The following is a 12,145-nucleotide window of genomic DNA, read 5'->3' as shown; positions in this document are numbered from 1 at the left end:
GTTTCTGGCCCCCAGTCAGGCTGGCCTCTTTTGCCATCGGCCCGCTAAGTCCGTTCTGCCAGCACCTGCGGCAAATGCGCCATCTCCGCCATCAGCCGATCCGCCCCGGCGGCCAGCAGCCTGTCGCCGTGCTGGGGGAAAGTGTGGGCCCCGCCGGTGAAGCCAATGACCTGCATGCCGGCACGTTTGGCGGCCGTGACGCCGGGCACCGAGTCTTCGATCACCAGCGTGCGGGCGGGATCGGCCTTAAAGCAGGCCGCCGCGTGCAGGAAGATGTCGGGCAGCGGTTTGCCGCGTCCGGGGCCGAGGTCGGCCGCCGAGTAGATCGCCCCCGCGAACAGATCCTGCAGCCCGACCTTACTGAGCATCAGCTCCAGCTGCGCGCTGGCCGAGTTGGAGCAGATGCATTTCGGCAGGGTCAGCGTGCCGATCGCCTCACGGGTACCGGGAATCCGCGTCAGCCGGGCGTCGAACTCCGCCAGCAGCGCGGCGTAAAAGGTCTGATACAGGCTGGCCGGCAGGGGCACGCCGGTACTGGCCTGCACCTTTGCGATCAGCGTATCCCAGTGCAACCCGCTGTAGTGGGTGCAAAACGCCTCAAAACCGATCGCGACGCCGTGCTCCGCCAGCAGCGATCGGGTCAGCGTGATGCCGATAATCTCGGAGTCGACCAGCACGCCATCGCAGTCAAAGATAATCAAATCAAGCGGGGGATTCATTGCTCACCTCAACGCAAAGCGGGCCGTCCGCACTGAGGCGGACGGCCCGGATAGTCAGTCACCGGTTCAGGCGTGAGCCGGGGATTTTTTATATTTCGCCAGCAGCGCCTGGATATCACGCAGGCGGCCGATCGCTACCGACGAGAGCTTCTCTTTCGACACGTTACGGTCGAGCGAGATGCAGTCTTTCCACAGCGAACGGCCGGCAATTACCCCGGACGCGCCGTTGCGCAGCGAGATATCCACCTGGCCTAAGAAGGTGGCGTGATCGACGCCGGCCGACAGCACCGCCCACGGAATATCGCCGCAGATTTCGGTGACGCGGGCGCAGGCCGCTTCGCTGCCCGGATACGGGATCTTCAGCACTTTCGAGCCGCAGTCGATACAGGCCCGGCAGCCGTCTTCAATCAGCTGCGAGAAGGCCTGCTGATAGGCCTCTTTGCTCTCGTTCTCCAGCTGATAGGTGAGGAACTCCACCACCAGGAACAGGTCTTCACGGGCGAAATCGGCAATCACCTCGCGCAGCGTCGCCAGGTTAGCGGTATTGGCCGCTGGCGTATCGGTACGCAGGTAGATCATGATTTTACCGCCGGTGGCACCAAGCTCACGCACGCGGCGGGCGGTGATCCCCTCCACCATATTAGAGATGCGGTAGCCTTCCGGCGAGGTGCTCCAGCCGGAGGCGTCGAGGCCGACCAGCAGGCCAGTGTTACGCGGGATCACCCCCTGGTCGACGATGCCCGGTACGGCGCAGATTGGGTCAACCAGCACGCAGCCCGCTTCGGCGGCAAGATAGCTGGTGATGTCATACTTGGTTTCACCCAGCGTGGCGTTACTGATACCCGCCTGCTCTTCCGGCGTGGCCGCTAGCAGGGTGCGCATGCCGCCACGCTGGTCGCAGGCCACCACCATCATTGAACCGTTGGCATCACAAATCATCTGATAGCCGCGACGTTCGGCCGTAGTCATTTTATTCATTGCGTTAATCCTCATTCAGAGACGGGTAATTTTCGATTTATTCGGATCCAGCCGTTGCTGAACCCAGCGTATTAATTCTTCGCTGTCACCAGCGCGATCCTGGTCCAGCGTATACACCTCACCGACCGCCATTGGCCGGGCTTTTTCTGCCAGCTGCATTAATTCGGGAATATATTCCGCACCGGGGTGCCCTTTAACACGGCACTCGCAGCGTGACCGGTAGCGTTGTGCCACCGTTTCCGGTGCTATCTGATTCCATATTTCAATGACCTGCTGGCAGCCGCTTGAGGCGATATAGGCTTCCAGCACGTTTTTTTCGCGGAAGCCAAACCAGGCATCCATAATAAAGTTCACTTCCGGCGGCGCATTTTTGACAATATCGAACATCGCGGCGTAGGCGGCATGCCCCAGCTTCCGGTTTAACGGTCGGTCAATAATGTCTGCAAACTGCACCATAAAAGGTTCTTTAATCAGATCGATGCTCAGTAGCGGGAAACTAAACCGGTCAGCCAGGACTCTGGCAACCGAACTTTTTCCTGACGCCGGAACGCCATTGACCAGAATAAGTGTTTTCATAGTAACCCAAGAATATCTTCAGACGTGGTGGCCTGCCTGATTTGCAACAGCGTTTCTTCCTGCTCCAGCAGCCCCACAATCGACGCAATCCCTTCGGTAATATGCGAATCACCGTTTACGCCACCGAACATTACGATAATGTCCACCGGCTCACTGCCGTGAATAGAGACCGGCTGATTTAACGTCACCAGGCTGAAGCAGTTTTTAATCACGCCACACTCCGGCCGGGCGTGTGGGATAGCAATACCTTCATCAAACACGTAATAAGCACCGTACTCCAGCGTGTTATTAATCACGGCCTGCGGATACTCCGCCGTAACAAACCCTCCTGTAATCAGCGGCGTGGCCGCGGTAGCGATAATTTCATTCCAGGTGTTAATCTCTTTCTTTACCTGAATAAAAGGGTGTCGGGAAAGAAACTGTTTAATGCTCATATCACCTCATAGATTTCTGCGGATGGTGTTTCTGAGTTCATCCATTTTTACGAAAATATCATCAACGCGCTGGCGGTAACGCGGCTGAGCGGAGTAGATTTTGATTGCCTGGTTATATTTCACCATCAGCTGCTTCTGAGTGGCATTATCTGCCGGGTTGGCCGCTAACTCGGTTTCCAGTTGCAGCAGCGTCTGGGCTATTTGCTCTGCCGCCGCCTCATCTTCGGGCTCTGCCTGCGGCGCAGATGAATGAAACAGCTTCTTCAACATTGACAGCATAATGCCTCCTCAGTGGCGGATCGTTTCCACCGGCCAGGGGTAACGCGGTGGATGACTCCCCGCGTTACTTATTCAGCTTGCGGTTAGCAAACCAGACGATAAACACCACGAAGGCGATAAAGCCGGCGACAAAGCCCCAGTCATTCTGGAAGGCGTGGCCGAGTACCAGCCCGGTGCTGATTACATCGGAATCGCTGAAGGTGACGCCTTTAAAGCCAAAGGTCTCCAGCAGCGGTACCAGAATCGCCGGTAGCAGGGTAATAAACAGGCCGTGTACCACGCCGCCGATAATCGCCCCTTTGCGGCCGCCCATCGCGTTGCCAAACACCCCGGCTGCTCCGCCGGCGAAGAAGTTGGTCAGCAGGCCGGGCAGGATCATCGCCAGGCCAAACATCGGGAAGACGATCATGCCGATAATCGAGCCGACGGTGGTGGCGAGGAAGCCGACGATCACCGCGTTAGGGGCGTAAGGGAACAGCACCGGGCAGTCGAGCGCCGGTTTGGCGTTGGGCACCAGGCGCATGGCGATACCACGGAACGCCGGCACCAGTTCGTTCAGCAGCAGACGCACGCCGCTGTACAGCACGAATACCCCGGCGACAAACTGCATCGACTGCATAAACGAATACATGATGTAGTTGGTTTCACCGGCAAACTGGGCGATATAGGCCGGCCCGGCGAACAGCGCCGGGATGATGTACATCGGCACCATAATCACCGCCATCGACAGATAGGTATCCTGCAGAAACTTAAAGTTGTCCGGCAGTTCCAGGTCCTCGGTCGAGCGTGAGTTCTTGCCAATCACCCGTGCCACCGCCGCCTGCACCAGATAGCCGATGGTGCAGAAGTGGCCGAGGGCAACGTCATCCGAGTCGGTGATTTTGCGCACGATAGGCTGGGCAATCGCCGGCATCAGCACCGCCATGATGCCGCCGAAGATGCCACCGGTGAGGATCAGCGTGGCGCCGGTCAGCCCGGCCTTGTAGCCGATCACCGTACCAATGGTCGCCATCCACAGCAGCGCCTGGCCGGTGAGGAAGATGTATTTAAACGGCGTGATGCGGGCAATCAGGATATTGACCGCGAAGATCACCAGCAGCGTCAGCGCCACTTCTGAACCCAGCTCGCGGTTGGCCACGCCGGCAATCGCCGCCACGTCGGTAATGTAGCCCTTCATACCAAAGCCGCTGGTGAAGATATCGTTGAGGAAGGTCAGCGCTTCCACAATGATGTTGATGCCGGCCATCATGATCAGGAAGCCGAGCAGGGTTTTAAAGGTTCCCTCCACCGTCTTGCCGATCGATTTTTTCTGCAGGATCAGCCCGAGCATGGCGATCAGTGCAATCAGGATCGACGCCTGGCCTAAAAAGTCTTTCACAATAAAATGGATAATTGCGTCCACGTGACACCTCGCCTGTTATTTTGCGTTAATATAAGCAAGAATTTTTTCTTCAATCTCTTTCTTATCCGTCAACCGGTTGAGGATAATCACTTTACGTTTATCCTCTTCGCTGGCGTCTGAATTTAAAATGTCGGCAAACATTTTCTGAGTCAGAATAATGTCATATTTAAATGACGAGGCTTCGGATACCGTGGTGTGATCGATATCCGCGTCAATCGACAGCTTCTGCAACACCGACTTGGCGCTCATTTCGATGGCAAAGCTGGAGCCGAGGCCGCAGCCACATACGCAGAGTACTTTAAGCATGGTAGACCCTCAGATAAGGTGAGTTATTTTCGCCAGCTTATAAAGATTGCTCTCTTTATCGACCAGGCGTTTTTCAGAGTTTTCAAGATCTATCGGTATGGCTTTGTTGTTATTATTGATGACAATAATTTTATTGCTCAGGCCGCTGTGAATACATCTGACCACTTCCTCTGCCAGGATCGCGCCCTGAATAATCTCTTCGCCGGTGGGCATACCGCTTCTCAGCCCATAGCCAAGAATCGTTTTACGGATACGAATACCAATTTTGTGCTCAAGTTTTCCAATCATGGTATCAATCGCGCCCTGGAAACCCGGCGTATACTCTTTGGTGTAACCCTCGGAGCATAAAATCACCACGCTGTTCTGCTGTTTGATTTTATTCTTTATTTTTTCCGCCAGCAGGTCGATATCCCAGACTGATTCCGGGATCAGCGCGATATCCGCGTTGCTTTTCAGCGCCGCCTGCAGGGTCAGTTCGCCACAGTAGCCGCCCAGCAGCTCAATCATAAATACCCGCCCCGGCAGGCCACGGCCGGTATTGCGTAATTTGCCGACCTCGGCAATCACCTGTTCGCAGGCGGTGGAGAAACCGACGGTATAACTGTTGCCGCTGATATCGTTATCAATGGTCATGCCGATGCCGTAGCAGTTGATGCCGTAACCGCTCAGCACCTTAAGAAACTGAAAAGAGCCGTCACCGCCGCCCATAATCAGGCAGTCAATTTTCTTTTGCCGGATATTTTTAACGATTTTCTCATAGTCAGACTTCTTACACTTCTCCTCTTTACGGCCGGAGGCGATCAGCGGTACTGAGGATATCGACAAATCGACCAGGTCACGGCGGGATATTTCTTTCGCCCGGTTGGCGATAAGACCATTAATGCCGCCGTCAAAGACCACTATTTCAGAGTCGGTCATCCGGTTTATCTGAAACAGAAAGTTGTTCATGCCGCTGACATCACCACCACTAATCACTAATCCTATTTTCATGGTTGACCTCAGAGTTAAGGGGGCCGTTCAAAGTAAGGTTGATGTTAATGATGGGGTGATTCTGTTTTTAGAAGTGGGTCACACTTTGCTAAGGTTTTTTCCGATGAGCCGATCTTGACAGCGATTTTAAAGAGGTAAATTTGTGATTTAAATCACTCTATTTATCTCTGCAATACAGACTGGATAGGTTAACTCCATGTTTAATAATGAATTTAATTTTGTGAGCCAGGTAATGTTTTATTCAGCGACAGGTTACGATCGTCAATCAACGCTTTTGTGAGTTAAATCACTTTATAAAGGTTCGCGGGATAAAATGACCGGTCAGGAGGGAGGTCACACAGGTATTGATCATGCCGAACTTATCAGATGCAATAAAAGGAAGGGGAGCTGGAAGTTCTGGCTGAGCAGGGAGCGAGACGTCGCCAGGATTGCAGAGCCAGGTAGAGGTGACAAAGGAGGCGAGGAAGCAGGGAGCCATTTGCCGGGGGGAGAGGCTGGCGTCAGCCAAAAAAAATCCGTGGCAGGCGTGCACCACGGATTTTCTTTTCCCCGCGACTCAGAGGCCGGGGAACTCAACGGCCGGAATTACAGCGCCGGGCCGGCCGACTGAATACGCGCACCGGCTTCGGTGGTCGCGTACTGCGCGAAGTTACTGATAAACAGCTGCGCCAGCTTCTCCGCCTCTGCCTGCCAGTTGCCGTTGGCGTTACGTGGGTCGAGCTTCGCGCTCTCAACGCCCGGAATCGAAGCCGGGATCGCCAGGTTGAAGATCGGCAGCGTGTCAGCCTGGTTATCACCGGCGGTGCCTTCCAGAATCGCGCTGATAATTGCCCGCGTATCCTTCAGCGACAGACGCTCGCCCGCACCGTTCCAGCCGGTATTGACCAGCCAGGCTTCGGCACCGCTCTGCGCCACTTTGGCCGCCAGCACGTCGGCGTACTGGGTCGGGTGCAGCAGCAGGAACGCCGCACCGTAGCAGGCGGAGAAGGTTGGCGTCGGCGCGGTGATGCCGCGCTCGGTGCCCGCCAGCTTGGAGGTAAAGCCGGAAAGGAAGTGATACTGCATCTGGTCCGGGGTCAGGCGTGATACCGCCGGCAGCACGCCGAAGGCGTCCGCCGCCAGGAAGATAATGCGCGCAGGCTGGCCGGCGCGCGATACCGGACGCACGATGTTCTCAATATGATCGATCGGATAGGAGACGCGGGTGTTTTCGGTTTTTGAACCGTCGGCGTAATCCACGCTGCCATCCTCGCGCACCACCACGTTCTCCAGCAGCGCGTTGCGGCGGATCGCGGCATAGATCTCCGGCTCCGCTTCCTGCTTCAGGTTGATGGTTTTGGCGTAGCAGCCGCCCTCGAAGTTAAATACGCCGTCGTCGTCCCAGCCGTGCTCGTCGTCACCGATCAGCTGGCGCTGTGGGTCGGTGGAGAGGGTGGTTTTACCGGTGCCGGACAGGCCGAAGAACAGCGCTACGTCGCCCGCTTCGCCGCGGTTGGCCGAGCAGTGCATCGAGGCAATGCCCTGCAGCGGCAGCAGGTAGTTCATCACCGAGAACAGCCCTTTCTTCATTTCGCCGCCGTACCAGGTGCCGCCGATCAGCTGAATTTTTTCGCTCAGGTTAAAGGCGACGAAGTTCTCTGAATTAAGGCCCTGCGCCTGCCAGTGCGGGTTGGTGCAGCCCGCGCCGTTGATTACCGTAAAGTCCGGCGTAAAGCTGGCCAGCTCGTCGTCCTGTGGGGCGATAAACATGTTTTTGACGAAGTGTGCCTGCCAGGCGATTTCGGTCACAAAGCGCACCGCCAGACGGGTGTCGTTGCTGGCACCGCACCAGGCATCAATGATGTACAGCGGTTTGGCGGAGAGTTGCTGCGCCACCAGGCCTTTCAGGCTGCTCCAGACCTGCTGCGTCATTGGTTTGTTGTCGTTGCGACCGAGGCCGGCATCGGACCACCACAGGGTGTTCTGCGTTAAATCATCGCGCACGATGTACTTATCGCGCGGTGAACGGCCGGTGAACTCGCCGGTATCCACCGCCACGGCGCCGGAGGCGGTCATCACGCCGCGCGCCGGGCCGGTCAGATCGGCTGCCGTTTCGTGTGCGATCAGCAGATCGTAATCCGGGTTATGGATTATCTCACCGACATCCCTGATGCCGAGGCTTAAAAGGTGTTCTTTAACTGATGCAATAATCGACATACGCTACCTGACTCAATGGATGACGTGCGGGGCGGAACTATTCCGGCCCGATGGAATAGGCGGATATTAACACCGGGCTTCTGATGCATAAATTGCATAAATGCTATGCGTCATGCTAAATTTGCATAGCGTTGGCGGACTTGTTGAAGGATTTGTGACGGTGCTCAGTAATCTTGAAGTGAAGTGGTTGTACGACGTGATCGCACTGGAAGAGTGCCGCAGCTTTACGCTGGCGGCGGAAAAACGCAATATTTCGCAGCCTTCGTTCAGCCGACGCATTAAGTCGCTGGAGGCCGCACTGGGCTTCAGCGTGTTTGATCGCAGCGTCAATCCTCCTCAGTTAACGCCGCAGGGCAGAATATTCGTCGGCTACGCGCGCAATATGCTCGACGATATGGACTTTCAGATCGGCCGCATCAAAGGCGATCACAAGCTCAAGCAGAGCATCCGCATTGACGCCGCCCCGTCGCTCTCGGTGCTGCTGCTGCCCGACCTGCTGGCGGAGTACACCGACGGCCCGGATAAGGTGTTCTTCGTTGAATCGATCAACGTCAATGACGCGGTGTTTAACCTGAAAGAGGGCAAGAGCGACTTTATCCTGTCGTTCTATAACGAGGAGCTGATGAACTACCCGTTTATCAACCACAAGATTTTCGACTCCGCGCTGCACCTCGTCACCCCCTGCGACCCGCACGGCCAGCCGCTGTTCAGCCTCGACGGCGACACGCTGCCGCTGATGAAGTACGCCAACGACAGCTATATGGGCCGCCAGGTGAACCAGGTGATTGACCGCCACCCTGAGATCGTCTTCCAGCTGCGCTTTGTCTCATCGATGAGTGAATTGCTGAAGCGGATGATCCTCAAGGGAGACGGCGTCGGCTGGCTGCCCTACTACTCGATTCAGCAGGACCTGGAGGAGGGACGGCTGGCGATTATGGACCCGAGCCTGTCGCTGAATATTGCCGCCTACGTTTACCGCTCCGGCGCGCGGTTAAACCTGACGGCAGAGCGGTTCTGGCACTATCTGAAGGTAAGGAAGAGCTGAGGCGGCTCAGGGTTCGCTACTTTGCTCTAGCCTGACTATTTATCCCGGCAGCGAACCGCAGGCTCACTGCGAACGCCAAACGCCAAACGCCAAACGCCAAACGCCAAACGCCAAACGCTGAGCGCGGGGCACTCAGCCATCGGGTGTCAGGCCATCAGTACTGGTGGAAGTACTGCTCACCGTCAGATGTGAGAGCCATGCTATCTGGATCTGTATTAGAGGAAGATGAATTAAAAAGGGCGTTCCCGCGCGGGTCTTCAGGGGGAGTGCTCATGGGCAAGAACAGTGACTTAAGAGAGTCAGATACAGAATTCAGTACCCAGAAAAGCAAAAACCCAGCCAGTGGCTGGGTTCTTTAAATAGTGGTGCCCGGACTCGGAATCGAACCAAGGACACGGGGATTTTCAATCCCCTGCTCTACCGACTGAGCTATCCGGGCAACGGGGCGTATTAAACTGTAAAGGCCGTTCGACGTCAACGGCTTTGTCATAAAAACTTCGCCAAATCATGCTGAGCGGGTGATTTTTAGGCTTACAGCGCAAAATGCGATCAGCCCAGCGCTCCGTTCTTACGGCACAGCGCAATGGTCAGCACGTCTTCCGCCAGGCTGCGCGCGATGTCCACTTCATGCACCTTGCGTTTAACCAGCAGGCGCGACAGGCAGCCTTCCAGAATCAGCTCCATCTGGTGGGCGACCAGCGCCGGATTATCGGCCTCCAGCCGGGTCAGCAGTTCGTGGGTGTACTGCCACGATGCCTGCTTCTGCCGTTCGGCCAGCTGGTGAATCGGGTGATCCGGCTGCGGCCAGAAGCTGCAGGCGGCGATAAACAGGCAGCCGGGGTAGCGCTGGTTGTTGACCGCCTCGGCCAGTCGTTCATAGCGCGCCAGCAGCTTCTTTTCCGGGCTGAGGGTCTCATCCAGCAGCAGCTGGCGCCGCCAGCTGTCAATCTGTTCGCCGTGGTAGCGCAGCGCGTCATACAGCAGCGCCTCGCGGTCCGGCCAGAAGGCGCGCAGGTCAGCCTCGCTGCTGCCGGTTTCTCCGGCCATCATACTCAGCGTGGTCGCCGCCAGGCCATTAATTTCCAGCACGTTCAGTGCATGATCCAGAACTGCTTCTCGCTGCACGGGGTGCTCCTTATCTCGGACTCTCGGTCAGGGTTGAGACCTTAGTGTTGCTGAGTCGGCCAGTTTCTGCAAATGCGCGTTAAACGCTGCGGGCCGCATAAAGCCGGTCACGCGCGATCCGGGGATCTCCCGGCCCTGCGCGTCAAAGAACAGGATGGTTGGCAGCCCGAGCACCTGCAGATGCTGTAACAGCGCGCCGTCTGTCGCGTTGTTAGCGGTGACGTTCGCCTGCAGCAGCTGCATATTTTTCAGCGTCTGCTGCACCGCCGCGTCGCTGAAGGTGTACTTCTCAAACTCTTTACAGGCCACGCACCAGTCGGCGTAAAGGTCGAGCATGCTGATGCGTCCCTGCGCCTGCTGCAGCTGCCGATCAAGCTGTTGCGTGGTGCTGACCGGGGTAAAGTTAATATGCGCGGCGCTGGCCGCCGTCTGCGGCGCACCGAACGCCCAGTCCTGTAGCGGACGGGCGGCGATCAGCATCGCGCCCAGCAGCAGGATCTGCAGCACCCGTCGCCAGCCGCGCGGGCTGTTCAGGCTGGTGATAAACGCCCAGCCGAAGAACGCTACGCCAAGCAGGCTCCACAGGCGTAGCCCCCAGGCATCGCCGATCACCCGCTCCAGCAGGAACACCGGCAGCGCCAGAATCACAAAGCCAAAGCCCTCTTTGACCGTCTGCATCCACGGGCCGCTTTTCGGCAGTACGCGGCTGCCAAACAGGGTGATCAGCACCAGCGGCAGGCCCATGCCCAGCGCATAGAGGTAGAGGGTGCCGGCACCGGCCAGCATATTGCCGCTCTGGGCGATATACAGCAGGATGGCGCTGAGCGGCGCGGTGGTGCAGGGCGAACAGATCAGCCCGGCCAGCGCGCCCATCAGGAATACTCCCGGCAGCGAGCCGCCCTGCTGGCGGTTGCTCCACAGCGTCAGCCGGGTCTGCAGCGAGGAGGGCAGCTGCAGGCTGAACAGGCCGAACATCGACAGCGCCAGCAGGATAAACAGTGCCGACAGGCCGATCAGCACCGCAGGGGCCTGCAGGGCGGCCTGGAAGCGCAGCCCGGCCGCGGCGACTACGATGCCCATCAGCGTGTAGGTCAGCGCCATCCCCTGTACGTAGACCATCGCCAGCGCAAACAGCCGCTTCATGCCGTAGCGGCGGTTGCCGCCGAGGATGATGCCGGAGATCAGCGGGTACATCGGCAGCACGCAGGGGGTAAAGGCCACGCCGATGCCGATCAGCAGTGCCCACAGCGGGGAGAAGGGCAGCGGGGCGGAGACGGGGTCAGGCGCGGATGAAACGTTATGTTCGGCTGCAGCAGATGTGTCGCCAGCCGCTTGAGGCGCTGTGCTGCCAGGCATGACACGACTCGCAGCAGCACTTCCGGCAGTGGGCTGACTATCAGAGGAAGCGCCTGACGGGCCAGTAGCCGTGGGCGATACCGGCACTGATGAAGTCGGATCGCTGCTGGTGACCTCTTCAGCAGGGGAGGAGTGGAGTGCAGAATTCCCGGATGTTGGGGGGCTGCCCGCAGTGGCACTGTTTGCTGCTCCTGCGTCTGCCACCGCGTTCAGCGGCACGATACGCGTCTCCGGCGGGTAGCAGAAACCGGCGGCGGCACAGCCCTGCCAGGTGACGCTCATCTCTGCGCCGCTGGCCGCCTGCAGTACGTTAAACGGCAGGGTCAGGTTGTTCGGGTAGATCTCGGTTTTACCGTAAAACTCATCTTCGTGAGGCTCGCCGGCGGGCAGGCTCCACTGCGCCAGGGTAGCACCCTGTACGCTGATTTTGATCTGCTGGCGATAGAGGTAATAGCCGGGTTTAACCTGCCAGTTGAGGGTCAGCTGGCGCTCCTGCTGGCTGAAATCAAAGGCAAACGCCTGGCTGGACGGCACAAACTGGCTGTTGTTCTTCGGGCCAAATAATGAGGCGCTGGCGGTAGTGCTGCACAGCAGGCTGAGCAGCAGCAAAAGGGGGGTGATCAGGCGCTGAGCCATAAAGATGTTCTCTTAATCCTTGCTGACGCGGTGAATAAGCCCGCCAGCTCAGACGATGAAACCGAGGCCGGCCGGACGTTCCTTATACTGAATGGGCGAATGA

12 protein-coding genes and 1 tRNA gene are annotated in these 12,145 nt (G+C 57.6%); 1 reads left to right on the top strand and 12 read right to left on the bottom strand.

Annotation, left to right across the window (positions count from 1 at the left end):
* Nucleotides 1-44 precede the first annotated feature (44 nt).
* From NV64_RS13870 to pckA, 9 genes are all read right to left on the bottom strand, one after another.
* On the bottom strand, nucleotides 45-719 hold the full coding sequence (locus NV64_RS13870) for an HAD family hydrolase (RefSeq protein WP_056235299.1): 675 nt from the start codon (nucleotides 717-719) through the stop codon (nucleotides 45-47).
* A gap of 66 nt (nucleotides 720-785) precedes the next feature.
* Nucleotides 786-1,697 (bottom strand): tagatose-bisphosphate aldolase, encoded by a 912-nt coding sequence (locus NV64_RS13865; RefSeq protein ID WP_056235301.1) that lies wholly within the window; start codon nucleotides 1,695-1,697, stop codon nucleotides 786-788.
* A 15-nt stretch (nucleotides 1,698-1,712) separates the two neighbouring features.
* Nucleotides 1,713-2,273: an AAA family ATPase gene (locus tag NV64_RS13860; protein ID WP_056235304.1), complete on the bottom strand. Its 561-nt coding sequence runs from the start codon at nucleotides 2,271-2,273 to the stop codon at nucleotides 1,713-1,715.
* Nucleotides 2,270-2,707: a PTS sugar transporter subunit IIA gene (locus tag NV64_RS13855; protein ID WP_101506125.1), complete on the bottom strand. Its 438-nt coding sequence runs from the start codon at nucleotides 2,705-2,707 to the stop codon at nucleotides 2,270-2,272. Before NV64_RS13855 ends, NV64_RS13860 begins: the two co-directional genes overlap by 4 nt.
* 6 nt (nucleotides 2,708-2,713) lie before the next feature.
* Entirely contained in the window at nucleotides 2,714-2,977 is a 264-nt protein-coding gene (locus NV64_RS13850; protein ID WP_146005490.1) for a hypothetical protein, read from the bottom strand.
* A gap of 73 nt (nucleotides 2,978-3,050) precedes the next feature.
* Nucleotides 3,051-4,388, bottom strand: a complete 1,338-nt coding sequence (locus NV64_RS13845; protein WP_101506124.1) for a PTS sugar transporter subunit IIC — start codon at nucleotides 4,386-4,388, stop codon at nucleotides 3,051-3,053.
* Between the two features lie 15 nt (nucleotides 4,389-4,403).
* Nucleotides 4,404-4,694, bottom strand: coding sequence for a PTS sugar transporter subunit IIB (locus NV64_RS13840; RefSeq protein WP_056235317.1), 291 nt, complete (start codon nucleotides 4,692-4,694; stop codon nucleotides 4,404-4,406).
* 9 nt (nucleotides 4,695-4,703) lie between these two features.
* A complete protein-coding gene (locus tag NV64_RS13835) occupies nucleotides 4,704-5,684 on the bottom strand; it encodes a 6-phosphofructokinase (RefSeq protein ID WP_056235320.1) in 981 nt (326 codons plus the stop codon).
* A gap of 585 nt (nucleotides 5,685-6,269) precedes the next feature.
* Complete coding sequence (gene pckA, locus NV64_RS13830; protein WP_101506123.1) at nucleotides 6,270-7,880, bottom strand: phosphoenolpyruvate carboxykinase (ATP); 1,611 nt, start codon at nucleotides 7,878-7,880, stop codon at nucleotides 6,270-6,272.
* A 160-nt stretch (nucleotides 7,881-8,040) separates the two neighbouring features.
* Between pckA and NV64_RS13825 the strand changes: the two genes are divergently transcribed.
* Nucleotides 8,041-8,925, top strand: coding sequence for a LysR substrate-binding domain-containing protein (locus NV64_RS13825; protein ID WP_056235330.1), 885 nt, complete (start codon nucleotides 8,041-8,043; stop codon nucleotides 8,923-8,925).
* Nucleotides 8,926-9,288: 363 nt separating this feature from the next.
* On the opposite strand, the gene NV64_RS13820 is transcribed toward NV64_RS13825, so the two are convergent.
* The 3 genes from NV64_RS13820 to dsbD form a co-directional block, all read right to left on the bottom strand.
* A tRNA-Phe gene (locus tag NV64_RS13820) sits at nucleotides 9,289-9,364 on the bottom strand.
* A gap of 110 nt (nucleotides 9,365-9,474) precedes the next feature.
* Nucleotides 9,475-10,050 (bottom strand): transcriptional regulator, encoded by a 576-nt coding sequence (locus tag NV64_RS13815; protein WP_056235338.1) that lies wholly within the window; start codon nucleotides 10,048-10,050, stop codon nucleotides 9,475-9,477.
* Between the two features lie 27 nt (nucleotides 10,051-10,077).
* A complete protein-coding gene (gene dsbD, locus NV64_RS13810; protein WP_056235341.1) occupies nucleotides 10,078-12,042 on the bottom strand; it encodes a protein-disulfide reductase DsbD in 1,965 nt (654 codons plus the stop codon).
* Nucleotides 12,043-12,145: the final 103 nt, after the last annotated feature.

The sequence above is a fragment of the Erwinia sp. B116 genome (assembly GCF_002865965.1).
Lineage (GTDB): Bacteria > Pseudomonadota > Gammaproteobacteria > Enterobacterales > Enterobacteriaceae > Erwinia.
Note: the sequence above shows the minus strand (reverse complement) of the source record. Positions and strands in the feature narration are given on the sequence as shown.